The organism is Phenylobacterium sp. RIFCSPHIGHO2_01_FULL_69_31 (assembly GCF_001824475.1).
GTDB lineage: Bacteria > Pseudomonadota > Alphaproteobacteria > Caulobacterales > Caulobacteraceae > Phenylobacterium.
In genome coordinates this window covers 143235-168816 of sequence record NZ_MHXN01000037.1, presented here as the reverse complement: position 1 = coordinate 168816, position 25582 = coordinate 143235, and the positions used below count along the sequence as shown (strand labels likewise).

General features: G+C 70.7%; 22 protein-coding genes. 7 read left to right on the top strand and 15 right to left on the bottom strand.

The window, feature by feature from the left end:
- Positions 1–197: 197 nt before the first annotated feature.
- Entirely contained in the window at positions 198–737 is a 540-nt protein-coding gene (locus tag A2790_RS20340; RefSeq protein ID WP_293395666.1) for a sigma-70 family RNA polymerase sigma factor, read from the bottom strand.
- Between the two features lie 254 nt (positions 738–991).
- On the opposite strand from A2790_RS20340, the gene egtB reads away from it, so the two are divergent.
- The gene (gene egtB, locus A2790_RS20335; RefSeq protein WP_293395663.1) at positions 992–3208 is read left to right on the top strand and encodes an ergothioneine biosynthesis protein EgtB; all 2217 of its coding nucleotides are present in this window, start codon (positions 992–994) and stop codon (positions 3206–3208) included.
- 77 nt (positions 3209–3285) lie between these two features.
- Here the strand turns inward: egtB and A2790_RS20330 are convergent, their stop codons facing one another.
- The 8 genes from A2790_RS20330 to A2790_RS20295 form a co-directional block, all read right to left on the bottom strand.
- Positions 3286–3498, bottom strand: a complete 213-nt coding sequence (locus A2790_RS20330; RefSeq protein ID WP_068876748.1) for a general stress protein — start codon at positions 3496–3498, stop codon at positions 3286–3288.
- Between the two features lie 77 nt (positions 3499–3575).
- Complete coding sequence (locus A2790_RS20325; RefSeq protein WP_293395660.1) at positions 3576–4817, bottom strand: ABC transporter permease; 1242 nt, start codon at positions 4815–4817, stop codon at positions 3576–3578.
- Positions 4814–5497, bottom strand: coding sequence for an ABC transporter ATP-binding protein (locus A2790_RS20320; protein ID WP_293395656.1), 684 nt, complete (start codon positions 5495–5497; stop codon positions 4814–4816). The genes A2790_RS20325 and A2790_RS20320 overlap by 4 nt, the downstream gene beginning before the upstream one ends.
- Positions 5498–5508: 11 nt before the next feature.
- Complete coding sequence (locus tag A2790_RS20315; RefSeq protein WP_293395653.1) at positions 5509–7065, bottom strand: efflux RND transporter periplasmic adaptor subunit; 1557 nt, start codon at positions 7063–7065, stop codon at positions 5509–5511.
- A gap of 108 nt (positions 7066–7173) precedes the next feature.
- Positions 7174–8514 (bottom strand): HAMP domain-containing sensor histidine kinase, encoded by a 1341-nt coding sequence (locus tag A2790_RS20310; RefSeq protein ID WP_293395650.1) that lies wholly within the window; start codon positions 8512–8514, stop codon positions 7174–7176.
- Positions 8515–8539: 25 nt separating this feature from the next.
- The gene (locus A2790_RS20305) at positions 8540–9277 is read right to left on the bottom strand and encodes a response regulator (protein WP_068876752.1); all 738 of its coding nucleotides are present in this window, start codon (positions 9275–9277) and stop codon (positions 8540–8542) included.
- A 78-nt stretch (positions 9278–9355) separates the two neighbouring features.
- Positions 9356–10033 carry an MBL fold metallo-hydrolase gene (locus tag A2790_RS20300; protein WP_293395647.1) on the bottom strand — a complete coding sequence of 226 codons (678 nt, stop codon included), beginning with the start codon at positions 10031–10033 and terminating at the stop codon, positions 9356–9358.
- Positions 10034–10106: 73 nt separating this feature from the next.
- Positions 10107–11633: an amino acid permease gene (locus A2790_RS20295; protein WP_293395644.1), complete on the bottom strand. Its 1527-nt coding sequence runs from the start codon at positions 11631–11633 to the stop codon at positions 10107–10109.
- 136 nt (positions 11634–11769) lie between these two features.
- Between A2790_RS20295 and hrpB the strand changes: the two genes are divergently transcribed.
- On the top strand, positions 11770–14196 hold the full coding sequence (gene hrpB, locus A2790_RS20290) for an ATP-dependent helicase HrpB (protein WP_293395642.1): 2427 nt from the start codon (positions 11770–11772) through the stop codon (positions 14194–14196).
- A 137-nt stretch (positions 14197–14333) separates the two neighbouring features.
- Here hrpB and A2790_RS20285 read toward each other — a convergent pair whose 3' ends face one another.
- The 3 genes from A2790_RS20285 to A2790_RS20275 form a co-directional block, all read right to left on the bottom strand.
- Entirely contained in the window at positions 14334–14792 is a 459-nt protein-coding gene (locus A2790_RS20285; RefSeq protein ID WP_293395639.1) for a carboxymuconolactone decarboxylase family protein, read from the bottom strand.
- A gap of 61 nt (positions 14793–14853) precedes the next feature.
- On the bottom strand, positions 14854–15645 hold the full coding sequence (locus A2790_RS20280; RefSeq protein ID WP_293395636.1) for an RNA methyltransferase: 792 nt from the start codon (positions 15643–15645) through the stop codon (positions 14854–14856).
- Complete coding sequence (locus A2790_RS20275; RefSeq protein ID WP_293395633.1) at positions 15642–16553, bottom strand: class I SAM-dependent methyltransferase; 912 nt, start codon at positions 16551–16553, stop codon at positions 15642–15644. Before A2790_RS20275 ends, A2790_RS20280 begins: the two co-directional genes overlap by 4 nt.
- 109 nt (positions 16554–16662) lie before the next feature.
- Here A2790_RS20275 and A2790_RS20270 point away from each other — a divergent pair, with 109 nt between their 5' ends.
- Together A2790_RS20270 and A2790_RS20265 are read left to right on the top strand one after the other, a co-directional pair.
- Positions 16663–17298, top strand: coding sequence for a TetR/AcrR family transcriptional regulator (locus A2790_RS20270; protein WP_293395630.1), 636 nt, complete (start codon positions 16663–16665; stop codon positions 17296–17298).
- 46 nt (positions 17299–17344) lie between these two features.
- Entirely contained in the window at positions 17345–17716 is a 372-nt protein-coding gene (locus tag A2790_RS20265; RefSeq protein WP_293395626.1) for a hypothetical protein, read from the top strand.
- Here the strand turns inward: A2790_RS20265 and A2790_RS20260 are convergent.
- Entirely contained in the window at positions 17713–19806 is a 2094-nt protein-coding gene (locus A2790_RS20260) for a transglycosylase SLT domain-containing protein (protein ID WP_293395623.1), read from the bottom strand. The genes A2790_RS20265 and A2790_RS20260 overlap by 4 nt on opposite strands.
- Positions 19807–19944: 138 nt before the next feature.
- Here A2790_RS20260 and dapA point away from each other — a divergent pair, with 138 nt between their 5' ends.
- From dapA to A2790_RS20245, 3 genes are read left to right on the top strand one after another with little or no spacing between them, the layout of a single operon-like run.
- On the top strand, positions 19945–20829 hold the full coding sequence (gene dapA, locus A2790_RS20255) for a 4-hydroxy-tetrahydrodipicolinate synthase (protein WP_293395620.1): 885 nt from the start codon (positions 19945–19947) through the stop codon (positions 20827–20829).
- Between the two features lies 1 nt (position 20830).
- Positions 20831–21289, top strand: coding sequence for an SsrA-binding protein SmpB (gene smpB, locus A2790_RS20250; protein ID WP_293395617.1), 459 nt, complete (start codon positions 20831–20833; stop codon positions 21287–21289).
- A gap of 2 nt (positions 21290–21291) precedes the next feature.
- Positions 21292–22017: a GNAT family N-acetyltransferase gene (locus A2790_RS20245; RefSeq protein ID WP_293395614.1), complete on the top strand. Its 726-nt coding sequence runs from the start codon at positions 21292–21294 to the stop codon at positions 22015–22017.
- 143 nt (positions 22018–22160) lie between these two features.
- Here A2790_RS20245 and A2790_RS20240 read toward each other — a convergent pair whose 3' ends face one another.
- Together A2790_RS20240 and A2790_RS20235 are read right to left on the bottom strand one after the other, a co-directional pair.
- Positions 22161–23921, bottom strand: coding sequence for a D-aminoacylase (locus A2790_RS20240; protein ID WP_293395611.1), 1761 nt, complete (start codon positions 23919–23921; stop codon positions 22161–22163).
- 84 nt (positions 23922–24005) lie between these two features.
- On the bottom strand, positions 24006–25391 hold the full coding sequence (locus tag A2790_RS20235; protein ID WP_293395609.1) for a M20/M25/M40 family metallo-hydrolase: 1386 nt from the start codon (positions 25389–25391) through the stop codon (positions 24006–24008).
- Between the last annotated feature and the right edge of the window lie 191 nt (positions 25392–25582).

Below are 25582 nucleotides of genomic sequence, written 5' to 3'. Positions count from 1 at the left end.
CGGGCGTGCGCCTGAGCTGTTCCCGCGCTAATATGGCAGGGGGAACAGGGAACTGATCGTGGCAAATCAGGAAGAGGACGCTGCCGCGCTTGCGGCGGCGTTGACGGGGATGTTCCGCGCGCTGGAAACTCGGCCGATGCCCGAGCACATCCTGCGGGTGGTGGACCAGCTGGAGGCTTCCGCCGTCGAGGCGGCGCCTAAGCCGATCCCGCGATCGTCATCGTCTCCAGAGCCATGACGTCGGACGCGTCCTCTGCGTCCATGATCTTCAGCAGCCGCACCCGCGCCCGGTTCACCCGGCTCTTGATCGTGCCCAGCGCGCAGCCGCAGATCTCGGCCGCCTCTTCGTAGGAGAGGCCGGCGGCGCCCACCAGGATCAGGGCCTCCCGGTGCTCGTCGGGCAGCTGCAGCAGCGCCGTCTGGAGCGCCCGCATGGCCACGCTCCAGTCCTGGGTCGGCGGCGAGTGCAGGGTGCTGGCGTATTCGCCCAGCTCGTCCCGCACCTCGCGGCGCCGCCGCAGTACGTTCGTGTAGTAGGTGTTCCGAAGGATGGTGAAGAGCCAGGCGCGCAGGTTCGTGCCCACCTCGAACTTGTCGCGGTTCGACCACGCCTTGATCAGGGTGTCCTGCACCAGGTCGTCCGCGTCGGACCCGTTGTGGCTCAGCGACCAGGCGAACGCCCGCAACGCCGGAATCAGGCCGACGACCTCGTCACGCCAACTCGCGGTGGAGTCCATCCCATCCCCTCAAAGTCACGCTCCGGACCCCGACCGGAACAAGCGCCTGCCACCAGCAGGGCTTGAACGCCGCCTGCGGGGGTTCGTTCCGACTATCGTACGTTGATTTGCGGAACCTGTGACGATGCGATGCGTTGGCGTCAGGCGTCCGTTGCAGTCCCTGCATCGGCGTACCCATTGTGGTGTTCCGGTTTCGTACCCACATTCGCCAGCGGGAGCCGAGGCGAAGCTTCGAGCCGGACGAGGGGAGTTTCATGACCAATACCGACCGTCCCGAAGAGCGCGCCCGCGCTCGTGAACAGGCGTCCCCGTCCGACGCGCTGTCACGATACAGGGCGGTCCGCCGTGCGTCAGAGGCATTGATCCGCTCCCTCACGCCCGAGGACATGGGCGCCCAGTCCATGGCCGACGCCAGCCCAACAAAGTGGCATCTGGCGCACACCACCTGGTTCTTCGAGACGTTCCTGCTGACCCCGCATCTGCCGGGTTACCGGGTCTTCGATCCGAAGTTCGGCTATCTGTTCAATTCCTACTACGAGGCCATCGGTCCGCGGCAGCCGCGGCCGGCGCGCGGACTGATCACGCGCCCCTCGGTGGCCGACGTCCTGGCCTACCGCGCCCACGTCGACGCCGGCATGGCCGCACTGCTCAACCGGGGCCTCGGCGGGCTCGACCACCTGCTGGACCTGGGCCTGGCCCACGAGGAGCAGCATCAGGAGCTGATCCTGATGGACATCCTGCACCTGTTCGCCCAGTCGCCGGTGTCGCCCGCCTTCGCGCCGCCGCGCGCTGCGCCGGTTCGCCCGGGCAGCCCGCTGGGATACGTCAGCTTCGAGGGCGGCCTGGTGGAGATCGGTCACGATGGCCCGGGCTTCGCCTTCGACAACGAGGGCCCGCGCCACCGCGTGTGGCTGGAGCCGTTCCGCCTCGCCGACCGGCTGGTGACCAACGGCGAATGGCTCGCGTTCATGGCGGACGGCGGCTACGCGCGGCCAGAGCTTTGGCTGTCCGAAGGCTGGGCCCTGGTCCGGGCGGAGGACTGGCGGGCGCCGATCTACTGGCGCGAGACGCCGGACGGGTGGCGGATCATGGGGCTGAGCGGCCTTCGTGCGCTGGACCCGGCCCAGCCCGTCAGCCACCTCAGCTACTACGAGGCCGACGCCTACGCCGCCTGGGCGGGCGCGCGCCTGCCGACGGAAGCGGAGTGGGAGCATGCCGCCGCCGGCCGGCCCGTCGAGGGCGAGTTCGTGAATTCCGGCCACCTCGGCCCCCTGGCGGCGCCCGAGGGCCCCGGCCTGCGGCAGATGTTCGGCGACCTCTGGGAATGGACCCGCAGCGCCTACCTCCCGTACCCCGGCTTCAAGGCCGCCAAGGGCGCGGTCGGCGAGTACAACGGCAAGTTCATGTCGGGCCAGTTCGTCCTGCGCGGCGGCGCTTGCGTCACGCCCGCCGGCCATGTGCGCGCCACCTATCGCAACTTCTTCTATCCGCATCAGCGCTGGATGTTCTCGGGCCTGCGTCTCGCCCTGGACGGCGCCGGCGAGGACGGCCAGGCGTCGGACCTCGAGGCGGATGTGGCGGCGGGACTGTCGAAGCCGCACAAGTCGATGCCGCCCAAGCACTTCTACGACGCCGAAGGCTCGGAGCTGTTCGAAGCGATCACCGAGCTGCCGGAGTACTATCCCACGCGCACCGAGGTGGCGCTGCTGGAGGGGGCCGCCGGGGAGATCGCCCGCCACATCCCCGAGGGCGCCGCCCTGGTGGAGTTCGGCTCGGGCGCCAGCACCAAAACCCGCATCGTGCTGGACGCCGCGCCGCAAGTGGCGGTCTATGCGCCCATCGACATCAGCGCTTCGGCGCTGGAGGGAGCCGCCCAGGCCATCCGCGCCGACTATCCCGAACTGACCGTGGCGCCGCTGCGTGACGACTTCACCAACGCCCTGCGCCTGCCGCCCGAGACCGAGGGGCGGCCGGTCGTCGGCTTCTTCCCCGGATCGACCATCGGCAACTTCACGCCGGACGAGGCGCGGGCCTTCCTGGTCAGCGCGCGGCGGCTGCTGGGGGAGGGGGCAGCGTTCCTGGTCGGGATCGACCTGGTGAAGGACGAGCGCACCCTGGTGGCCGCCTACGACGACGCCCAGGGCGTCACGGCGGCCTTCAACAAGAACCTGCTCAAACGCATCAATCGCGAGCTGGGCGGGGACTTCGACCTTGACGCCTTCGCCCATCGCGCGGTGTGGAACGCCGCCGAGAGCCGAATCGAGATGCATCTGGTGAGCCTGAGGGACCAGAGCGTCCAGGCTGCCGGCCGGACGTTCCGCTTCGCCGAGGGCGAAACGATCCACACCGAGAACTCCTACAAGTTCACGATCGAGCGGATGGCGGCCCTGGCCCGCGCGGCGGGCTGGAAGCTGGAGCGGCGCTGGGTCAGCGAGGACCCGGCCTTCGGGATGGTCCTGCTGCGCGCCTAGGGCCGAGGGTTCAGACAGCCGAAAGCGGACGCCGTGAGGCGTCCGCTGATCTCCGGCGTCGGGGGCGACGGGAAATCCTAGCTTTCGCGACCGCGGGTGCGGCCGCCGCCGCGGGAGGCTTCGCCGCCCTTGCGGCCAGCCTGGGCCGCGAGGTCGCGGTCCTTCGCGAAGCTGCGCTTCTCGCTGGGCACGCTGGCTCCGCCCTTGCGGGCGATCTCGCGGCGGCGTTCGGGGTTCATGGCGGCAAAACCGCGCCGCGCGCGGGGCTTGCCTGTGTCGACGGTGGGCATCGAGAGGTCTCCTCGGGTAGGGCTTGCGGTGAGGCTAACCCCCAAGGCGGCGCCATGGTTGCGTTAGGACCTGAGACTTATTCGCGGCGAAGGGCCTCGATGGGGTCCAGGCGCGCCGCGCGCCACGACGGATAGGCCCCGAAAACCAGCCCGACGACCACCGAGAACCCCAGCGCCAGCGGCCCCGCCCAGGCGGGCACGGCGGCCGGCCAGTCGCCCAGCTTGGCGATCGCGAAGGCGCCCAGGACGCCGATGGTCAGCCCGATCAGCCCGCCCACCAGCGACAGCGAGACCGACTCCAGCGCGAACTGGATCAGGACGTGCGAGCGCTTGGCGCCCAGGGCCATGCGCAGGCCGATCTCCCGCGTCCGCTCGGTCACCGCCACCAGCATGATGTTCATGATCCCGACGCCGCCCACCACGAGGGAGACCCCGGCGACCGCAGCAAGGAGCACCGTGAACGTGCCGACCGCCGCCTGGCTGGCCTCGAGGATCGAGGCCATGTTCTGGGTCTGGAAATCGTCCTCCTCGCCCTGTCGGATCTTGTGCTGGTCGCGGAGCAGGTTGGTGACGTCCTCCTGCACCCGGTCCAGGCTCTCCTCGTCGACGGCCTTCACATAGATCGTCTGGACGCTGTCGCCCCGGCTGCGCCGGCCCGCGATCCGCGAGCGCACGGCGGAGAGGGGGGCGAGCACCACGTCGTCCTGGTCCTGGCCGAAGCCCGCCTGGCCCTTGGATTCCAGCACGCCGATCACTTCGAAGGGCACGGTCCGCACCCGCACGCGCCGCCCGACGGGATCGCTGTCGCCCCACAGCTCGCGCGCCACGGTCGGGCCGACCACCACGACCTTGCGGCCCTGGCGCGCCTCGTTCTCGTCGAACATGCGGCCCGAGGCGATCTTCAGGTCGCGGGCGACGAGGTAGGGGGGTGTCACGCCCTGGATCTGGGTGTTCCAGTTGGCGCCGTCCGACGCCAGTTGGGCCTGGCCGCGGACGAGGGGCGCCACGGCCTCCACGTCTTCCACCTGCCTGGCGATGGCTTCGGCGTCGCCGTCGCGCAGCGAGAAGCCGCCGCCGGCCGCCTGCGAGACCGGTCCGCGCTGGAAGTTCGGCGTCACGATGATGAGGTTGGAGCCCAGGCCGGAGATCGCCTGGGTGACCCGCTGCTGCGCCCCCATGCCGATGGAGGTCATCATCACCACGGCCGCCACGCCGATCACCACGCCCAGCGAAGTCAGCACGCTGCGCATCGGGTGGGCGAGGATCGCGCCCAGGGCGAAGCGGACGAGTTCGAAGGACTTCATGCCGTCGGAGGTCATGCCTTGCGCCCCCGCTCGTCCGAGACGATCAGCCCGTCGCGGAACGACACCCGCCGGTGGGCCATGTCGGCCACTTCCGGATCGTGCGTCACCACCGCCAGGGTCAGGCCGCCGGCGTTCAGTTCCTCGAACAGAGCCAGCACCTCCTCGCCGGTGCTGGTGTCCAGGGCGCCGGTGGGCTCGTCGGCCAGCAGCAGGTCGGGGCGGTTGGCCAGGCTGCGGGCGATGGCCACCCGCTGCTGCTGGCCGCCCGAGAGCTGCGTGGGCCGATGCCCCAGGCGCGCGCCCAGGCCCACGCGCTCCAGCAGCTCGGCGGCCCGCGCGCGCCGTTCCTTCGGCGCCATGCCGGCGTAGATCATCGGCAGCTCGACGTTCTGCAGGGCGCTGAGGCGCGGCAGCAGCTGGAAGGACTGGAACACGAACCCGATCCGCTGGCGCCGGAAGTCGGCCAGCTCGTCGTCCGTGAAGCCGCTGACATCCTCGCCTTCGAAGCGGTAGGCGCCGCTGGTGGGACGGTCCAGGCCGCCCAGGATGTTCATCAGCGTCGACTTGCCCGAGCCGGAGGGCCCGATGATCGCCACGTACTCGCCGCGCTCGATCGTCAGGCTGACGCCGCCCAGCGCCTGAACCCCTTCCTCGCCCATGATGTAGACCTTGCGCAGATCCTGGATGTCGATCATCGACCCTGCGCCTACATCCGGACCCGGACGCCGCCGCCCGCGCCGGGCGGGCCGCCCATCGGGGCGCCGACCTGGGCCTTGGGCCGCGGCCCGCCGCCGACGATCACCTGGTCGCCCGGCTTCAGCTCGCGGCTGACGATCTCGGTGTAGGAGCCGTCCGTGGCGCCGACGCGGACGGAGATCGGGACCGGCTTCTTGTCGCGCAGCACATAGACCGTCCCGGCGCGCAGGCCGCCGGTCCGGCCACGGCCCTGGGCCATGGTGGCCCGCAGCGCCGCCAGCTTGGCCTTCTGGTCGGGGCGCAGCAGCGGCTCCAGCTTACTCAGCGCCTCGTTCATCGTCTTGGCCACGGCCTCGCGCATGGCCGCGGGGTTGCCCGCCGCCGAGGCCCGCGCCGCCTGCAGTTTCGTCCGCAGGTCGGCCTGGATCGGCGCCCACGCCTTCTGCTGCTTGGCGTCGAGATCCAGCTGCTCGACGATGCGGCCGCCCATGCCGCCGCCGCCCTGCCGGACGCCGCCGCCGCTCGCGGGACCGGCCATCACGTTCCCGGCGCTCCGATTGGCGCTGCGGCCCTCCGAGGGCGGGCTCCAGCGCAGCGCCTGGGCCGGGACCTTCAGGACGTTGCGCTTGGTGTCGATGATGATGTCGGCGTTCGCGGTCATCCCGGGCAGCAGCTTGCGCTGGGGATTATCCGCCTCGGCGATGACGGTGTAGCTGACCACGTTCTGGTCGGTGGTCGGCTGCTTGCGCACCTGGGTCACGATCCCCTCGAACGTGTCCTCCGGAAACGCGTCGACGGTGAACCGCACCATCTGGCCTTCCTGCAGCTGGCCCACGTCGGCCTCGTCGACCGAGATCTTGACCTCCACCTTCGACAGGTCCTGGGCGATCGTGAACAGCACCGGGGCCTGCAGGCTGGCGGCCACCGTGTTGCCGGGCTCCACCTTGCGGTCCACCACGATGCCGTCGATGGGCGAGACGATGGTCGTGCGGCCCAGGTCCACCCGCTGGCTGCGCAGCGAAGCGCGGCTCTGGGTCACCCGCGCCTGGGCGGCGGCCACATTGGCCCGGGCGGTCTTCAGCGCGGCGGTGGCCTGGTCCAGGGTGCTGGCGGCGTACCAGCCCTGGTCCACCAGGGTCTTCTTGCGGCTGTAGTCGGCCTGGGCGTTCTCCAGCGTCGCCTGGGCCTGGCGCACGGCCGCCTGGCCGGCCTGGATGTCGGCCTGGCCCTGCGCCACGCGCGACTGGTAGGTCTGGGGGTCCAGGATCGCCAGGGTCTGCCCCGCCTTCACCTCGTCGTTGAAGTCGGCCAGCACAGTCGTCACCTGTCCGGAGATCTGCGAGCCCACGTCCACCGTGACCAGCGCCTGCAGGCTGCCGGAGGCGGAGACCGAGCGGGTGATGTCGCCGCGCTCGATGGCGCCGAAGCGGTAGGGGTCCTTCTCGGGCTTGGGACGCATCTGCCAGCCGACGAGCGCCGCAATGATCAGGCCGATGACGGCCACTGTGATCCAGGCTGCGCGGGGTATGCGGAAGGCGCGGCGGCGAGGGGTCTGGTTCAGGCTCATGTCGTCCCAAGTATCGGCGGGTCCGGATGAACCCGTCGTGACTAGGCCAGAGCTCCTTTGCGGGTCGATTTCACTTTCGTTTCGGCCTGTGGCCGGAACGTGGACGCGTTACAGCGGCAGTTCGACCCGGGCGGTGAGGCCTCCGCCGGTCCGGTTGATCAGGCTGACGTCGCCGCCGTGGCCGCGGGCGATCGAGCGCACGACCGCCAGGCCCAGGCCGATCCCGCCGGTCTGCCGGCTGCGCGACGGCTCGCGGCGGTAGAAGGGCTCGAACACCTTCTCGGCGTCCTTCTCGGGAATGCCGGGCCCGTCGTCGTCGATCTCCACCACGGCATGGCCGTCGCGCTGGAAGACCCGCGCCCGCGCCTGGCCGCCGAACTTCACCGCGTTCTCCAGCAGGTTGGCCACCAGGCGGCGCAGGGCCATGGGATCGCCCTCCAGCACCACCTTCTCGCTGGGCTCGGCCTCGGCCTTCGCCCCCGTCTCGGCCATCTCGTCGCACAGGCTCTCCACCAGGGACGACAGCTCCAGGGGCGTCCGCTCGCCGGCCTTGGTGGCGTCGCGCACGAAGGCGAGGGTGGCGGTGATCATCTCCTCCATCTGGTCCAGATCGGAGGCGTACTTCGACCGCTGGTCCTCAGGCAGGCTCTCGATCCGGAAGCGCAGGCGCGTCAGCGGCGTGCGCAGGTCGTGGGCGATGGCGCCCATCATCGCCGTGCGGTCCTCGACGTAGCGGCGCAGGCGTCCCTGCATCTCGTTGAAGGCCCGGGCGGCGGTCGCCACCTCGGCCGGCCCCTTGACCTCCAACGGCGGGGCGCGGGGGTCGCGGCCCAGGCGCTCGGCGGCGTCCGCGAACACCTGGATCGGCTTCGACAGCCGGCGGGCGTAGATCCAGGCCACCGGCGACATGGCCAGGGCCGACAGGGCGAACCACAGGGCCACCCGCTGCTGCCAGTCGCTGAGGCCGAACGGGACCTCCGGATGGACGACCTTCCACCGCCCGTCGGCCTGCCGGACACCCACGTTGAACGGCGAGATCAGGAAATGCTCCTCCTCGCTCATGCCCGCGCGCGCCACCCGGTCGCGGATGATCCGGCCGACCCGCCGGTCGGAGAGGGGGCCGCGCTCGCCGGCGATCACCACCTGGGACGAGGGCACGCCCAGGTTCTCGGCGATCTTGTCGCGGATGGCCGGGATGCTCTTGCCCTCCAGCACCGGCGCGGGCGGGCGGTCCTGTTCCGTCAGGACCAGCGGCTGGCGCTCGGTGAAGACCGGCGCCGAGCCGTGGAAGGTCTGTTCGATCTCGGAGATCCGGTAGAAATCCGGCGCCGGCGGCGGCAGGAAGAAGAGCAGCAGCGAGCTGATCAGCCAGGCGGCCACCAGCGTCAGGCCCGTCAGCGTCAGCAACTGGACCAGCAGCGGGGCCGTCGGACGGCCGAAGGACTTCACGCCCGCTTCACCTTCCCGAAGGGCGTCACGCCCGTTTCACCTTCGCCGTGAACATGTAGCCCTCGTTGCGGATCGTGCGGATCAGGTCGTGTCCGCCGCCGCCGTCGTCGAGCTTACGCCGCAGGCGGCTGATCTGCACGTCGATGGCCCGGTCGAAGGCGTCGCTGTCGGGGCCGCGGGCGAACTCCAGCAACTGGTCGCGGGTCAGCACCCGCTGCGGCCGCTCCACGAAGGCGCGGAGCAGGGAGAACTCGCCCGAGCTCAGGTTCACCACCACCCCGGCCGGCGAGCGCAGCTCGCGCCGCACCAGGTCAAGCCGCCAGCCGGCGAACTCGCAGCCGGCTCCCAGCGCCCCGCTGGTGGTCCGCTGCTCGGCCCGCCGCAGCACGGCTCGCACCCGCGCCAGCAGTTCGCGCGGGTTGCACGGCTTGGCCAGGTAGTCGTCGGCGCCCAGCTCCAGGCCCACGATGCGGTCGGTGTCCTCGCCCATGGCCGACAGCATGATGATCGGCGGCGCGTTCTCGGTGGTGGTCAGGCGGCGGCAGACGGCCAGCCCGTCCTCGCCCGGCATCATGATGTCCAGCACGATCAGGTCGACGGGCCCACGCTCCAGCACGCGCTCCATCTCGGTCGCGTCCCCGGCGGTGTCCACCTTGTACCCATGCTTGCCCAGGAAGTCGGAGACGACGTCGCGGATACCCGGATCGTCGTCCACCATCAGGATTCGGGCGCCGGCCCCGGCCATGTCAGTCGCAAGCTCCATGGGCGCCAGCTTGTCCGCCGGCCGTAACGGGCAAATGTCTCAACTGAAACCGAGGTGTCCCAACCGTGACGGGCCGGGTCATGGATCGGCCAGGACGTCGTCGGCGACGAACGGGTTGGTCTTCCGCTCCTGGCCGAAGGTCGACATCGGGCCGTGGCCGGGCACGAACCGCACGTCGTCGCCCAGCGGCCACAGCTTTCCGGTGATCGCGTCGATCAGGTCCTTGTAGTTCCCCCTCGGGAAATCGGTCCGTCCGATGGAGCCCTGGAACAGCACGTCCCCCACCTGGGCGAAGCGGGCCTGGCGGTGGAAGAAGACCACGTGGCCGGGGGTGTGGCCGGGGCAGTGGATGACTTCGAACTCGGTCTCGCCCAGCGACACTCTGTCGCCGTCCTTGAGCCACCTGTCCGGGGTGAAGCTCTGGGCCTCCGGCATGCCCCACTTGGCGCCGCTGGCGCCGATGTCGTCGATCCAGAACTGGTCGTCGGGGTGCGGGCCCTCGATCGGGACACCGGTCAGCGCCTTCAGGGCCGCCGTGCCGCCCGCGTGGTCCAGGTGGCCGTGGGTGATCCAGATCTTTTCCAGGGTCAGCCCCTGCTTCTCTAGGGCCTCCATCAGCTTCGGGACCTCGCCGCCGGGATCGATGATCGCCGCCTTGTTGGTCTTGGCGCACCACACGATGGTGCAGTTCTGCTGGAGCGGGGTGACCGGCGCGATCATCGCGCGGATGGGCAGGGGCGGGGCAGGGGCGTTCATGTCGGCCCCATGATCGGGGCTTGCGGCCCATAAGAAAAGGCCCGGGAGCGATCCCGGGCCTTTCCGTCGCGGTTTACTCGGCGCCGGGCAGCGGCGGCACCGGGTTTGGCGGTGCGTCGGCGTCCAGCTCGTGGGTCTCGGGCGACCCGTGCGCCACGTGGCTCTTGCGGTAGCCATAGGCGAAGTAGACCACGAGGCCCACGATCGCCCAGCCGACGAACATCAGCTGCGTCTCGTGCGGCAGGCTCACGAAGAGGTAGACGCACCCGATGGCCGCCAGCGGGGCCACGACGATGACCGCCGGCGTCCGGAACGGGCGCTTGCGGTCGGGATCGGTGCGCCGCAGCACCAGGACGGCGATGGCCACCATGGCGAAGGCGAACAGCGTCCCCGAGTTCGAGATGTCCGCCAGGATCCCCACCGGGAAGAAGGCGGCGAACAGGGCCACGAAGATGCCGGTGATGATGGTGATCACGTGCGGCGTCTTGAACTTCGGGTGCACCTTGGACAGCACCGGCGGCAGGAGGCCGTCGCGGCTCATCACGAAGAAGATGCGGGTCTGGCCAAACATCATCATCAGGATGACCGAGGGCAGAGCCAGGCCGGCGGCGAGGCCGATCAGGTTGCCGATCTGCGGCCAGCCGATTTCGCGCAGGGTCCAGGCCAGCGCTTCCTTCGAGCAGACCACCTTGGTGTCGCCCAGGGCCGCACAGGCGGCGCTGAGTTCCGGGCTGCCGGGCCGCATGCCCGCGCCCGACGCGTCGAGGACAGGCTGGGCGCCTACCGTGCCGATCACGCCCGACGCCACCAGGATGTAGAAGATCGTGCAGATCCCCAGCGAACCGATCAGGCCGATGGGCATGTTCCGCTGCGGGTTCTTGGTCTCTTCGGCGGCCGTCGAGACCGCGTCGAAGCCCACGTAGGCGAAGAAGATCGAGGCCGCCGCCGCCGAGACGCCGGCAAAGCCCAGCGGCATGAACGGGTTGAAGTTCTCCATGTTCATGACCGGCACCGCCAGCACGACGAACAGGCTGAGGGCGGCCACCTTGATCGCCACCAGGAAGGCGTTGACCGTGGCGGATTCCCGTGTGCCGATCACCAGCAGGGCCGTGACGACCAGGGCGATGCCCGCGGCCGGCAGATTGACCATCCCGCCGTCGAAGGGACCGCGGACCAGGAGGTCGGGTATGTCGATCGAGAAAGCGTTCTCCAGCAGGCCGACCACATAGCCGGACCAGCCCACCGAAACGGCGCCGGCCGCGACCGCGTATTCGAGAATCAGCGCCCAGCCGACCATCCAGGCCAGCAGCTCGCCCATCACGGCGTAGCTGTAGGTGTAGGCCGAGCCGGAAACCGGCACCATGGCCGCCATTTCGGCATAGCAGAGCGCCGCCACGGCGCAGACGAAGCCTGCGATGATGAAGGCCAGGATCATCCCCGGGCCCGCCTTCTGCGCGGCTTCCGCCGTCAGGACGAAGATCCCGGTGCCGATGATGGCCCCGATGCCCAGCATGGTGAGCTGGAACGGCCCGAGCGAGCGATGGAGTGACTTCTTTTCGGCCGTAGCCAGGATCGCGTCGAGCGGCTTAACGCGCCACATATATTCCTCCGAACGGCGGCCCCCGAGCCGCCCAGGTAAAATTTGGCGCGACCGTGGCTTGCTTGTGCCCTTGCGGTCAAGCGCCAACGCCCGAAGGCGTTTTCATATGCCCTCCTGGCAGGCTAGAGCCGGGCGAATGCTGCCCATCCACGAGGCCTTGCCCGACCTGAAGGCTGCGCTCGCCGCGGCGAACGCGGCCGTGCTGGTCGCGCCGCCCGGGGCGGGCAAGACCACCGTGGTCCCGCTTGAGCTGCTGGAGGAGCCGTGGGCCGGCGGCAAGATCATCGTGCTGGAGCCCCGCCGGCTCGCCGCCCGCGCCGCCGCCGAGCGGATGGCCAAGTCCTTGGGCGAGCCCGTGGGCCAGACGGTCGGCTACAGGGTGCGGATGCAGAGCCGCGTCTCGGCCGCCACGCGGATCGAGGTCGTCACCGAGGGTGTCTTCACCCGCATGGTCCTGGCCGACCCGGAGCTGGCGGGCGTCGCCTGCGTGATCTTCGACGAGTTCCACGAGCGCAGCCTGGACGCCGACCTGGGGCTGGCGCTCGCTCGGGACGCACAACGGGTGTTGCGGGACGACCTGCGCCTGCTGGTCATGTCGGCGACCCTCGACGGCGCGGCGGTCGCCCGGCTGCTGGACGCGGCGCCGGTGGTCGAAAGCCTGGGGCGCATGTTTCCGGTCGAGACCCGCTACCTCGGCCGCGACGACCGGCTGCGGATCGAGGACCAGGCCGTCCGCGCCGTCGAACGCGCCCTGGCGGAGGAGACGGGCAGCCTGCTGGTCTTCCTGCCCGGCCAGGGGGAGATCCTGCGCACGGCCGAGCGCCTGCGCGAGCGGGCCCGCCCGGGCGTCGAGATCGCCCCGCTCTATGGGGCCCTCGACCCGCGCGACCAGGACCGCGCCATCGAGCCGCCGCCGCCGGGCGTCCGCAAGGTGGTCCTGGCCACGTCAATCGCCGAGACCAGCCTGACCATCCAGGGCGTGCGGGTGGTCGTCGACTGCGGCTTGGCCCGCGTGCCGCGCTACGATCCGGCCAGTGGCCTGATGCGCCTGGCCACCGTCCGCGTCTCCCGCGCCGCCGCCGACCAGCGCCGCGGCCGCGCGGGCCGCACCGAGCCCGGCGCCTGCTATCGACTGTGGGACGAGGCCGAAACGCGGGCGCTGCTAGCCTATGCCGACCCGGAGATCCTGGACGCCGACCTGTCGGGCCTGGCCCTCGACCTCGCCCGCTGGGGCGCCAAGGACGCTTCAGGCCTGGCCTTCCTCGACCCGCCGCCCGCCGCCGCCTTCGCCGAGGCCCGCGCCCTGCTGCGTCGGCTGGAGGCGCTGGACGAGGGGGGCGTGCTCACCGCCCACGGCCGCGCCCTGGCCGAGTTCCCCCTGGCGCCGCGCCTGGCCCACATGGTGCTGAAGGCCGCCGAGACCGGCCAGGCGCTGCGGGCCGCCCGCATCGCGGCGCTGATCACCGAACGGGGCCTCGGCGGACGCGACGCCGATCTGCGCCACCGCCTCGATGCGCTGGAGCGCGACCGCAGCCCGAGAGCCCGCGACGCCAAGGCCCTGGCCGACCGCTGGACGGGTCTCAGCGGCAAGCCAGGGAAGGGCGAGCCCCTGTCCGACGGCCTGCTGCTGGCCTTCGCCTATCCCGAGCGGGTGGCCAAGGCGCGCGGCGGGCATGGCGAGTTCCAGCTCGTCACGGGCCGCGGCGCCTTCGTCGAGCCCACGGATGCGCTGGCCCGCGAACCCTGGCTTGCGGTGGCCGAGCTGGGCGGCGGCGATCGCCGCGACCGCATCCTTCTGGCCGCGCCGCTGGCGCCGGCCGAGCTCGTCGCCTTCCGGGCCCAGTTCGAGGTCGAGGAACGCCTGGAGGAAAGCGGCGGCGGCCGGCTGCGCGCCAAGCGTCTCACGCGCCTGGGCCGCCTGACGATCCGCGAGGAGGTCGACGACAACCCCGATCCGGAGCTGATCGCCCGGGCGCTGGCCGACCGCGTCCGCCGCGAGGGCGTGGAAGCGCTGCCGTGGGGCGCGGCGGCCCAGAGCCTGCGCGAGCGCCTGGCCTTCCTCCACGCCCGGGACCCCGCTTGGCCCGACCTGTCGGACTCGGCCCTGCTGGCGTGCCTCGATGACTGGCTGACGCCGGTCCTGGCGGGCGTACGCGGCCTGTCCGCCCTCAAGCCCGATACGCTGGACGGCGCCCTGCGCACCCTCGTGCCCTGGGACCTGCAACGCCGCCTCGACGCCGAGGCGCCGGCCCGCTGGACCGCGCCTACGGGCAACAGCTTCACGATCGACTACGCCGCCGAGGCCGGTCCCCGCGTGGACGTGCGGGTGCAGGAGGTGTTCGGCATCGCCCAGCATCCCACCGTCGCGGGCGTGCCCATCACCATGTCGCTGCTCTCCCCCGGCCACCGCCCCATCCAGACCACCAAGGACCTGCCGGGCTTCTGGAAGGGCTCCTGGAAAGACGTCCGCTCGGATATGCGCGGCCGCTACCCCAAGCACGTCTGGCCCGAAGACCCGGCCACCGCCGCCCCCACCGCCCGCGCCAAGCCGCGGGGGACCTAGACATCGCAATTCCTCCCCCGTCGGGGGAGGTGGCGCGAAGCGCCGGAGGGGGCTTCCACTCAGATCGATTGTTTTGAGCGGCCCCCTCAGTCGGCATTCGCCGACAGCTCCCCCAAAGGGGGAGCAACTTCCGCCCCCTACGCCGCCACCTTCCACGCTCGCGGGTGCTGGCTGCGGAAGCCGACGGCGATGCGGTTCCAGGCGTTGATCGTGGTGATGAGCAGGGTCAGGTTCACCGCCTCGGTCTCGTCGAAGTGCGGGAACAGCCCCTCATAGTCGGCGTCCGGCGCGCCAGTCTGCGCCAGCAGGGTCAGGGCCTCGGTCCAGGCCAGGGCGGCGCGTTCGCGCGGCGTGTAGAGGGTGGATTCCCGCCAGCCGTTCAGCAGGTAGAGCCGCTCCTCGGTCTCGCCGGCGGCGCGCGCGTCCTTCGAATGCATGTGCAGGCAGAAGGCGCAGCCGTTGATCTGCGAGGTCCGCATCTTCACCAGCTCGATCAGGCTGTGCTCCAGGCCACAGCCGGACAGGTAGGCCTCGATGTCGACCATCGGCTTCATGGCCTGGGGGGCGACGATATGGGGGTTCAGGCGCTTGGACATGGGGGGATCTCCTCATTCTCTGCCCCTAGGACGGAGGAGGAGCCCCGGCTGTGACACGGCGTCAGGCGGTGGCGGCGTAGATCATGATCCCGGTGGCCACCGAAAGGTTCAGGCTGTCGGCCCGGCCGCGCATGGGGATCTTCACGTTCACGTCGCAGAGGGCGGCCATGTCCGGCGTCAGCCCCTGCTGCTCGTTGCCCATCAGCACGATGGCCGGCTTCGCATAGGACGCCGCGCTGTGGGTCACGGTGGCGGAAAGCAGGGTGCCCACCACCGAGCCGGTCCAGCCCGTCCGCCACGCCGCGAACGCCTCCTCGGTCGCCCTCGCCAGCGGCACGGCGAAGATCGAGCCCATGGTCGCCCGCACCGCCTCGACGGAATAGGGGTCGCAGCACTCGCCCACTAGCACCACCGCCCCGCAGCCGGCGGAATCGGCCGTGCGGATGATGGTCCCGAGGTTGCCGGGGTCTCGCACGCGGTGCAGCGCCACCACGCACTGCGCCACGCCAGGCGTCACCTCGGCCAGCGCCACGAACGCCTGCGGGAACACGCCCACCACCGCCTGCGGGTTCTCGCGACGCGAGACCTTGGCCAGGATGTCGTGGGTGACCTCGATCACCTCGCCGCGGGCGGCCAGGGTCGCCTGCACGGCCTTCTGCATCATCGGATGGCTGGCGGCGTCGGGCCCGTGCATCAGTATCTTCGGCGCGTGGCCGGTGTCGATCCCCTCGATGACGTTCTTCAGCCCCTCGGCGACGAAGAGGCCGGTCTCGTCGCGTTCCTTGCGCATGTGCAGCGCCCGGACCGCCTTCACCGTCGGGTTCTGCAGCGAGCTGATGGTGCGCGCGCTCATGCGCTCCACCGGGCGAAGAAGCTCATGCCGATGGCCCGATCGCCGCGCTGTTCCTCCAGCGCCAGCTCGCCCCACTCGATCCGCCCGCCGCGCCCGTCCAGCTTCTCAGCCAGCAGGCCCGCCAGCGCCGCGCCGGAGATCCGCTCGGCATAGGCGTTCAACACCAGGAACCTGGCGTTTTCCGAAAGAAGTTGGGCGCATAGGCCGGCAAGTTCAGGCAGGTCCTCGAACAGCCGCCAGACCTGGCCGTCCGGCCCGCGGCCGTACTTCGGCGGGTCCAGGATGATCCCCTCGTAGGTCGAGCCGCGGCGCACCTCGCGGGCCACGTACTTCTTGGCGTCCTCGACGATCCACCGAACCGGGCGGTCGGACAGGCCCGACAGCTCGGCGTTCTCCCGCGCCCAGGCCACCGCCTTCTTGGAGGCGTCCACGTGGGTCACCGCCGCCCCGGCCGCCGCCATCACCAGGCTGGCGACGCCGGTGTAGCCGAACAGGTTCAGCACCCGCGGCGGCGCCTCGCCCCCCTCGGCGACCGCGGCCCGCACCTTTTCGTCCAGCCAGGCCCAGTTCGCCGCCTGCTCGGGAAAGAAGGCCAGGTGCCGGAAGGCGGTGAAGCGGCCGTGGAACTTCACCTCGCCCCAGCCGAGCGGCCAGCGCTCCACCGGCTGCCCCTTGAACCGCCAGCGGCCGGCGTCCTCCTCGTCGCTGGGGTCGAACACCGCATCCGCCGCCTCCCACGCACTGGCGGGCAGGCGGGGCGTCCACAGGCACTGCGGCTCGGGCCGGACCACCGTGTAGGGGCCGTACCGTTCCAGTTTGCGGCCATGCCCCGAATCCAGCAGGGCGTAGTCGGCCCAGCCGGTGGTGCGCATCACCTCGGACGCCGCGGCGATTTGGGGCGGGCTCATAGCCGGCCCCTTACGCGCAGAGGGCGCCGCCCGTCCAGCCCACCGACAAAGACTTGTCACACCTGGCGATTTGGGGTCCGCTACGTGGGGGGACGGTATGGGGAATGTTATGAGTTCAGTCGCGACCGCGACGCGGAAGACCGCGCGCAAGGCCAAGGGCGACGGACATCTCCGGCGTCAGGAGATCCTTGAAGCCGCCGAACGCATCTTCGTGGCCGAGGGCTACGAGGGCGCCACGATCCGCAAGATCGCCGACGAGGTGGGGGTCTCCTCCACCGCGCTCTACATGCATTTCCAGGACAAGGCCTGCATCCTCCACGAGATCGTCGAGGGCACCCTAAGCCAGCTCCTGGAGCGGAACACCGAGATCGCCGGCCGGCCGCTGGACGCGGTGGTGCGCACGCGGATGATGCTGGACGCCTACATGCGCTGGGGCCTGGAGCATCCCAACGCCTACCAGCTCGTCTACTGCGCCGCCTCGGCCGCGCCCACCGACCCGCGGCCCGAACGGACCACCGAGCTCAGCGGCAAGTGCTACGAGGCCTTCAGCGGCGTCGTCCGGGAGGTGGCCGCCAGCGGCCGTCTGCGCATGGGCGCCGCCGACTCGGCGGCCCAGGCGCTCTGGATGGCCTGCCACGGGGTCGTGGCGCTGCTGATCGTGCGGCCGAACTTCGACTTCGCCGACGCCGAAGAGCTGATGCAGATCACCCTGGACGGGATGTTGCACGGACTGGTCATCGACTGACGGCCCGGCCCGCGCCTAAGCTTCCCCAAAATCGGGGGAGGGCGCGATGACGTTCGCGAAATGGGTGTTCACGATCGGCGGCCTTTGGGGCGTCCTGATCATCGGCTCGCTGTTCTTCCTCGAGCCCGTGATCGCCAGCCAGACCGGGCCGCTCAGCCACCCCGACACCTACTACGGCTTCGCGGTGTCCACCTTCGCCATGCAGATCGGCTACCTGGTGATCGGCCGCAATCCGGCCGCGTACCGCCCCTTCATGCTGATCGGGGCGGGCGGCAAGCTGGCCTACGCAGGCGTCTGCTGGGCCCTCTACGCCCAGGGCCGCATCCCGGTGACGGTCCCGGCCCTGGCCAGCCCCGACCTCCTGCTGGCGGCGCTGTTCGTGGCGGCCTGGTTCAAGACCAAGCCGGCGGCCGCCTAGGGGTTGCTCGCCACCGCCGAGCCCTGGGCCGCATAGCTGTAGCCGCCGCGCTTCAGGTCGTTGGAGAGCGTGATCGGCGCGGTTCCGCCGTTCAGCTTGGCCCGGTACACCTGCATGTTCTCCATCACCCGCATCACGTAGTTGCGGGTCTCGGAGAAGGGGATGCACTCGATGAAGTCCAGCGGGTCCTGCCCGCCGGCGCGCGGGTCGCCGCACATGGAGATCCACTGCGGAGGCCGCCCCGGACCGGCGTTGTAGCCCGCCGCCGCCAGGATGTAGGACCCGGAGAACCGGTTCACGAGCTGGCCCAGGAAGCTGGAGCCCAGGCGCATGTTGTAGTCCGGCTCGTACAGCATCGCGGCGGAGTAGCTGACGCCCATCCGCCGGGCGACCGTGGCCGCGGTCGACGGCAGCAGCTGCATCATACCCCGCGCGTCGGCGTGCGAGCGCACGGAGGGGTCGAAGCCGCTTTCCTGGCGGGTGATGCCCAGCACCAGCGCCGGCTCCGGCGCGCCCGCCACCTGCGGCGGGGTGCGATAGGGATAGGCCCGGTCGGCCAGGATCAGCCCCCGCTGAGCCGCGCCCCGCGCCGCCTTCATCGAGGTGTCCTGGTCGCCATAGCCGCGGATCGCGTCGATCAGCAGCGCCGCCTCGACCCGGCTCGGGACGATGTCGTCGATGTGGAGGGCGAAGACCCGGAACAGGTCGCGCTGGTCCTGGTCGGCCAACAGGCGCATGGCCTGGACCTCGTCGCGGGCCTCGAACCGGGCGCGCTCGGCCTCGGTCGCGACCGGGTCCGCCGGCAGCACCAGCTTCAGGCCCAGCTTCTCGGCCGCGAGCTGGCCGTAGAACGTGGTCGAGTGCTCGGCGGCGCGCGAGTAGTGCGTCTCCGCGCCGGCGCGATCTCCGGCGGCCTCCGCGGCGCGGCCCATCCAGTAGAGGGCGCGGCCGCGGGTGATCGGCGAGCTGCCGATCCGCTCGATGGCGGCGAAGTGACGGGCGGCGGCGGCCGGATCGTTCAGTCGGTTCAGGGCGATCCAGCCGGCGTAGAACTCGGCCTCGGTGGCGTCGGCCCCGCTGTTCAGGCCCGTGTTGGCGGCCGCGCGATAGGCGGCGCGCCAGTCGCCGCTGCGGATGGCCCACAGGGTCAGGCGGTAACGTTCGTCCCAGGCGCGCTCGGCGTGCTCGGCGGTGGCCGCTTCGGGCGCCACGGCCGGCAGGGTTGCGATCGCCGCGCTCTCCAGTCCCCGGCGGCGGAGGAACGCGGCGCGCTCGAACGCCACGCCCGGATGGGCCTGGTCGGCAGGTGAGAGCTGGTTGAAATTGCCGTCGACGTTGCCGCGCAGCGAGATGCGCGCCAGGGCGGCAGGCTGGTGCTCGGCCGGCAGCATGGCGACGACGTCGCGCGCCGCCGGGCCCTGCGCGCCGTACAGCAGGATGTCGGCGCGGCGGACGTGGTCGTCCGGCGTCAGCATGTCGCCGAACCGGGTCAGCATGGTGCGCTGGACGTCGGCCTCGAAGCTCCTGTCCCGCCACCAGCCGCGGATCAGGTCGGCCGCTTCGGCCTGTCGGCCCAGGCTGCGATAGGCCGAGGCCAGCGCCATGGCGCCCTGCGCGCTCTGCGGTGGCTGGCCCGCGAACCAGTCGACGATCTGCTGCGGGGTCTTGCCGGCGGTCTCCAGCACCTTCTCGGCCGCGATCTGGCGGCGCGCGCCTCGCGGGAAGCCGGTCAGGTCGCGCCGCGCGGCGTCCAGGTCGTAGAAGCCGAGCTGGTAGGAGCTCACGTCGACCATCGCAAAGGTCACGACCTTGCGGGCGACGGGATCCGAAAGGCTGGCGATCGCGTTCTTCGCGCCGGAAATATCGCCGCGCTTGGCGGCGGTCAGGCCCTGGGCGAACAGCGCCTGGTCGCTGGCGCTCAGCGGCCGCGCCACGGTCTGGCGCGGCGGCGCATAGGGCTGCGGCGCGGCCGGCAGCTCGGGCTTGCCCAGCAGCTCCCCGATCGGGTCGGGCGTCTGGGCGTGCGCGACCGCCGTCGCCGCGAGGGCGGCGCAGCCGATGAGCAGGGCGTTACGAACTCGAATATCCAAAAGGTCTCCCCCCGACTTGGGGAATGCACGGAATCAACATTGCGGCCTAAGCCCGCGGCAACATATTGTCCGCGCAAATCTGAACGTCGCCTCACTAGGCGACATCTTCACGGTCTTTTGCACACCTACATATCCGACATGTCCGAACCTCTCTTCCGCGGCGTCCTGCCGGCGCTCGTGACGCCTTTCCGCAATGGCGCGGTCGATGAGGACGCTTTCGTGTCCCTGGTCGAGCGCCAGATCGCCGGCGGCGTGCACGGCCTCATTCCCGTCGGCACCACCGGCGAAGCCTCCACCCTCAGCCACGAAGAGCACCGTCGCGTGATGGACCTCTGCGTGACCGCGGCGAAGGGCCGCGTGCCGGTGATCCCGGGGGCCGGCTCCAATTCTACGGACGAGGCGATCGAATTGGTGCGCTACGCCAAGACGATCGGCTGCGACGCGGCCCTGGTGGTGACGCCCTACTACAACCGTCCCAGCCAGGAGGGCCTCTACGCCCACTACAAGGCGATCAACGACGCGGTTCAGCTGCCGGTGCTGGTCTACAACGTGCCGGGCCGGACCGGCGTGGACATCTCCAACGCCACCCTGGCGCGCCTGGCCAAGCTGCCGAACATCGTGGGCATCAAGGACGCGACCGGCGACCTGCCGCGCGCCAGCCTCCAGCGCCTGGAGTGCGGCGAGGACTGGGTCATGCTGTCGGGGAACGACGATTCGGCCCTGGGCTACATGGCGCACGGCGGCCACGGCTGCATCTCGGTGACCTGCAATGTCGCGCCGGAGCAGGTCTCGGCATTCTACAACGACGCCCTGGCCGGCCGCTGGCAGGAAGCGCTCTATGCGCAGGACCGCCTGATCCGCCTGCACAAGGCGCTGTTCGCCGACGCCAGCCCGTCGCCCACCAAGTTTGCGCTGTCCCACCTGGGCCTCTGCGACGAGGCGGGCCGCCTGCCGGTGGTGCCCTGTTCGGACGCGGCGCGCGCGGAGGTCCTGGCCGGCATGCGCGAGGCCGGGGTCATCTGACATGGCCGGGAAGCTGATCGCCGAGAACCGGCGCGCGCGATTCGACTACTTCCTCGAGCAGACGTTCGAGGCGGGCATCGCGCTGACCGGGTCCGAGGTGAAGTCCCTGCGCAACGGCAAGGCCAACATCGCCGAGAGCTACGCGGCGGTGGAGGGCGACGAGATCGTGCTCGTGAACGCCGACATCCCGACCTACGCCCAGGCCGGCCCGCACTTCAACCATGAGCCCCGCCGCCACCGGAAGCTGCTGCTCAAGCGCCGCGAGATCGAAAAGCTGATCGGCGCCGTCCAGCGGGAAGGGCGCACGCTCATCCCCACCAAGCTCTACTGGTCCGACAAGGGTCTGGCGAAGCTGGAGCTGTCCTTGGCCAAGGGCAAGAACACCCGCGACAAGCGCGAGAGCGTGGCCGAGCGCGACTGGCAGCGCGACAAGGCCCGCCTGATGCGGGAAAAAGGCTGACCTTGGACCCCGCCGACATCGAGAGCCTGGAGCGCGCCACCGTCGAGGCCGTGGCCCCGCCGCAGGTGCTGGAGATCGGCGGCTGGCTGGTCCCGCTCGACGACGGCACGATCGGCCGGGCCAAGAGCGCCGTCCCGCTTCGCCATGACCTGGACGCCTCGGCCCTGGACGAGATCGAGGCGGCCTACCGCGGCCGGGGCCTGAAGCCCGCCTTCCGCGTCGCGGACGTCCCGGGGCTGGCGGCGGTCGTCACCGAGCTGTCCCGCCGCGGCTATGTGGGCGAGAAGCCCACCCTGGTGATGACGGCCCCCGCCGAGCGCGTGGCCCAGGTGGCCGTGCCCTTCGCCGACCTGCTGGACCATCCCGACGAGGCCTGGGGCGCAGTGTTCCTGGGCGAAGGCTTCGATCCGGTGGACGGCGCGCACCGCGTGCGCCGACTCACCGACGCGCCCGACGCCCTCTATGGCGCCATCCGCGAGGGCGGGCGCACCGTGGCGGTGGGCGTCGTCAGCTTCGGTCACGGCTGGGCCGGCGTGCATGGCATGCGCACGGCCGTGGACCGCCGCGGCTCGGGCTTTGCCAGCCGCCTTCTCGCCCTCTTCGGCGCCGCCGCCGAGGCGCGGCAGGTCAACCGCATCTTCCTGCAGGTCGAAGGCGGCAACCCCGCCCAGAACCTCTACAAGCGCGCCGGCTTCGAGGAAGCCTGGCGCTACCAGTACTGGCGCTAAGTCCCTCCCTTAACGGGGAGGACAGACGACGAAGTCGTCAGGGTGGGGCTTAAAGGATCAGGCTCGACGGCTGATCTCGCGCTCCCCACGCGTCTGCTCGTTTCACTCGCATCCACCCTCCCCAGGAAGGGGGGGGACGGCCGCTACTCCGCCGCCATCGGCAGGATCACCGCCTCGCGGCCGCCGCGGACCAGGCCGCCGGGCAGGGCGCCGGTGTGCCGGCCGTCCTCGAAGGTCACCTGGCCCGACTTCACCGTGTAGCGATAGCCGTCGGCCTTCTGCACCAGTCGCCGCCCGCCCGCCGGCAGGTCGTGGATGGCCTCGGGTCGGTGCAGCTGCAGCGCCTCGAAATCGATGACGTTCAGGTCCGCCAGCAGGCCGGGCTTCAGCTGCCCGCGGTCGTTCAGGCCATAGGCGCGGGCGGTGTCGCTGGTCAGCTTGCGCACCAGGAACTCCAGGGGGAACCGCTCGCCCTTCACCCGGTCGCGCGCCCAGTAGCTGAGGATGAAGGTCGGCATCCCGGCGTCGGCGATCACCCCGCAGTGGGCCCCGCCGTCCGAGAGGCCGAACAGCACGTTCGGGTGCTGCATGTTCTTGCGGAAGAAGTCGAAGTTGTAGGTCTGGTAGCCGCCCAGCGGCTGGTAGAACAGCTCGCGGCCCTCGTCCCGCAGCAGCAGGTCGTACATCATCGACAGCGGCGGGACGCCGGCTGCTTCCGCCAGGCCCGCCACGCTACCCTCGCGGTCGGGCTCGTAGTTCGGCCGCTCGCCCAGCGGGAAGATCCGCCAGAGCAAGCTGCCGCCGAACGCCACCGCCAGGTCCCCGGCCTCGCCCTCGCCGATGGCCGCGCGGATCAGCGGGCTGTCCTCGGAGAGCAAGGCCTCGCGGATCTGCGGCGTCCTCATCAACGCCAGCCGGTCCTCCAGCGAGGCGTCGGCCAGCTTCGCCTTCCAGGTGGGGCTCGCCATGAACACGTGGAAGCTGGAGGTCAGGCCGTGCAGGATGCCCGTGGGCCGCCCGGCAATCTGCGGGCGGATGTCCATCCCGTGCCGGCGGCTCTCCTCGGCGATGTTGTACATCTTGTCGCCTTCGTAGGCGCCGGCCGAGGTCGCGACCAAGGTCACGGGCAGCCGGGTCTGCTCGGCGAAACCCTTCACCCACATCCACTCGTCGTCGTCGCCCAGGTGGTCCGAGACCATCTCGAACACGCCGTGGCGCAGGCCCTTCATGGACAGGCCCAGGGCCAGCATCTCGTCCGAGCCGGCGAAGGTGCCGGGCATGTGGACGCCCTTCAGGTCCTTGTGCAGCAGGGTGCGCGAGGTGGAGAAGCCCAGGGCCCCGGCCTGGACGCCCTCCCGCACGATCTCGGCCATCTGCGCGATCTCGTCGGCGTTGGGCTGGTAGTCGGTGTTGCAGCGGTCGCCCAGAACGTAGGCGCGCACCGAGGCGTGCGGCACGTGGGTCCCGACGTCGATCGCCCGCGGCTTGGCCTCCAGGGCGTCGAGGTACTCGGGGAAGCTCTCCCACTTCCAGTCGATCCCCTCGGCCAGGGCCGAGCCGGGGATGTCCTCCACCCCCTCCATCAGCTCGATCAGGAAGTCGTGCGCATCGGGCCGCACGGGGGCGAAGCCGACCCCGCAGTTGCCCATGATCGCCGTGGTCACCCCGTGCCAGGACGAGGGGGCCATCACCGGGTCCCAGGTGGCCTGGCCGTCGTAGTGGGTGTGGATGTCCACCCAGCCGGGCGTCACGATCAGGCCGCTCGCGTCGATCTCTCGCCGGGCCGGCCCCTCGACCTTGCCGACGGCCACGATCCGGTCGCCGTCCACCGCCACGTCGCCGCGATAAGGCTCGGCCCCCGTGCCATCGACGATGGTCCCGCCGCGGATGATCAGGTCGTGCATCGGATCCTCCCAGATCACATGTTCTTTCAGGGAGGATGGTCCCGGCGCCGTGACGGAAGTGAAGCGGTTTTGACGGCGCGGCGCCTACTTCGCCAGATCCTTCAGGATCGAGTCGTAGTGCGCCAGGTCCCCTTCGATGGCCGCGATAGGCGCCCGCTCGTTCAGGCCGTGGGCGAACTCGTCCGAGTCCTTCATGAACAGGCCCGAGACGCCGTAGCTCGGAACCCCGGCGGCGCGGAAGTACATGCTGTCGGTGGCGCCCGACGCCTGGCTCGGCACGATGGGCAGGCCGGGGAAGCGGGCGTGGACGGCCTTGGTCACCGCCTTGATCACGTCGGCCCGCAGCGGCGAGGCGGGGCTGTCGATGGAGCCGTCGTCCAGGCGCTCGACCTTCACATCGCCGCCCACGACCTGGCCGATGGTCTCCTTGACGCTCGCCGACGAGGTGCCGGGGAAGATGCGGCAGTTCACCGTCGCCACCGCCTTCTGCGGCAGGGCGTTGGGCGCATGGCCGCCGCTCAGCATGGTCGCCACGCAGGTGGTGTGCAGGGCCGGGCTCCAGGCCGGGTCGGCGCGGATAGTCTTGATGGCCGCCGCGTTCGTCGGGTCGGCGGCGAACGCCTTCAGCGCCTCGCCCACCGCCCCCGGCGTGTTCCCGCCGGCCGCCGCCAGCGAGGCGCGGGTGATCTCGTTGTGCTGCGTCGGCCACTGATAGGCCTCCAGCTTGTCCAGCGCCTTGGCCAGCCGGTAGATCGCGTTGGTGGGCGTGGGCCGGCTGGAATGGCCGCCCGGGTCGGTCACGGTCAGGTGGAAGTCGGCATAGGTCTTCTCGGCGCCCTGGATGCCGAAGCTGATCGGCTTGCCGTCCTCGGTGAGCGAGCCGCCGCCGCCGTCCACGTTGAGGACCAGCTCGGCGCCCTTCAGCCGCTCGGCCAGGGCGGCGGTGGTCTTCATGGTGGTCTCTTCGTCGCCCGACAGCGCCAGCACCACGTCCCGGCCCGGCTTCCAGCCCGACTTGCGCAGGTGGGCCAGGGTGGCGACGATCATGGACACGTCGAACTTGTTGTCGGTGGCCCCGCGGCCGAAGACGTAGCCATTCTCCTCCACCGCGGTGAACGGATCCCTCGTCCAGTCTTCAGGCTTCGCTTCCACGACGTCCATGTGGCCGGAGATGACGATCGGCTTCTTCTTCGGGTCCTTGCCCGGATAGCGGGCGATCAGGAACGCCGTGCCCGCCATCGGCTCGATGGTGATCTCGGACGGCGCATAGCCGCCCGCCACCAGCTTGCCCTTCAGGTACTCGGCATAGGGCACGAACTGGTCGCCGCCCTGCACGGTGCGATAGCCGATGCTGGTCTTCAGGATGCTCAGCGCCTCGGCGTGCAGGGCCGGATCCACCTTGGGCGGTGCGGCGAAGGCGGGCGCGGCGAGGGCAGTGGCCAGCAGGGCGGTCGTCAGGGTCTTGAGCACGCGGGCATCCAGTGAAGCTGAAGCAGGGGGCGACGCTACAGGCCGCATTCGCCATCCGCCATAGGGTCCATCCATTGCGGCAGCGGGAACAGTACCAAAGATCGTCATGGCCGGGCTTGTCCCGGCCACCCAGACACGCAGGCCGCGCCGGGCATTTGCCGGCCGTTGTAGTCCAGGACGTCACTCCCACC

Excerpts from the sequence above, each read along its gene's own strand:
- dapA (WP_293395620.1), top strand. The coding sequence starts at position 19,945 with ATGTCCGAACCTCTCTTCCGCGGCGTCCTGCCGGCGCTCGTGACGCCT.
- A2790_RS20330 (WP_068876748.1), bottom strand. The coding sequence starts at position 3,498 with ATGCCCACCGTCGACACAGGCAAGCCCCGCGCGCGGCGCGGTTTTGCC.
- hrpB (WP_293395642.1), top strand. The coding sequence starts at position 11,770 with ATGCTGCCCATCCACGAGGCCTTGCCCGACCTGAAGGCTGCGCTCGCC.
- A2790_RS20275 (WP_293395633.1), bottom strand. The coding sequence starts at position 16,553 with ATGAGCCCGCCCCAAATCGCCGCGGCGTCCGAGGTGATGCGCACCACC.
- A2790_RS20340 (WP_293395666.1), bottom strand. The coding sequence starts at position 737 with ATGGACTCCACCGCGAGTTGGCGTGACGAGGTCGTCGGCCTGATTCCG.
- A2790_RS20295 (WP_293395644.1), bottom strand. The coding sequence starts at position 11,633 with ATGTGGCGCGTTAAGCCGCTCGACGCGATCCTGGCTACGGCCGAAAAG.
- A2790_RS20305 (WP_068876752.1), bottom strand. The coding sequence starts at position 9,277 with ATGGAGCTTGCGACTGACATGGCCGGGGCCGGCGCCCGAATCCTGATG.
- A2790_RS20320 (WP_293395656.1), bottom strand. The coding sequence starts at position 5,497 with ATGATCGACATCCAGGATCTGCGCAAGGTCTACATCATGGGCGAGGAA.
- A2790_RS20285 (WP_293395639.1), bottom strand. The coding sequence starts at position 14,792 with ATGTCCAAGCGCCTGAACCCCCATATCGTCGCCCCCCAGGCCATGAAG.
- A2790_RS20240 (WP_293395611.1), bottom strand. The coding sequence starts at position 23,921 with ATGCACGACCTGATCATCCGCGGCGGGACCATCGTCGATGGCACGGGG.
- A2790_RS20270 (WP_293395630.1), top strand. The coding sequence starts at position 16,663 with ATGAGTTCAGTCGCGACCGCGACGCGGAAGACCGCGCGCAAGGCCAAG.
- A2790_RS20265 (WP_293395626.1), top strand. The coding sequence starts at position 17,345 with ATGACGTTCGCGAAATGGGTGTTCACGATCGGCGGCCTTTGGGGCGTC.
- smpB (WP_293395617.1), top strand. The coding sequence starts at position 20,831 with ATGGCCGGGAAGCTGATCGCCGAGAACCGGCGCGCGCGATTCGACTAC.
- A2790_RS20300 (WP_293395647.1), bottom strand. The coding sequence starts at position 10,033 with ATGAACGCCCCTGCCCCGCCCCTGCCCATCCGCGCGATGATCGCGCCG.
- A2790_RS20325 (WP_293395660.1), bottom strand. The coding sequence starts at position 4,817 with ATGACCTCCGACGGCATGAAGTCCTTCGAACTCGTCCGCTTCGCCCTG.
- A2790_RS20280 (WP_293395636.1), bottom strand. The coding sequence starts at position 15,645 with ATGAGCGCGCGCACCATCAGCTCGCTGCAGAACCCGACGGTGAAGGCG.
- A2790_RS20315 (WP_293395653.1), bottom strand. The coding sequence starts at position 7,065 with ATGAGCCTGAACCAGACCCCTCGCCGCCGCGCCTTCCGCATACCCCGC.
- egtB (WP_293395663.1), top strand. The coding sequence starts at position 992 with ATGACCAATACCGACCGTCCCGAAGAGCGCGCCCGCGCTCGTGAACAG.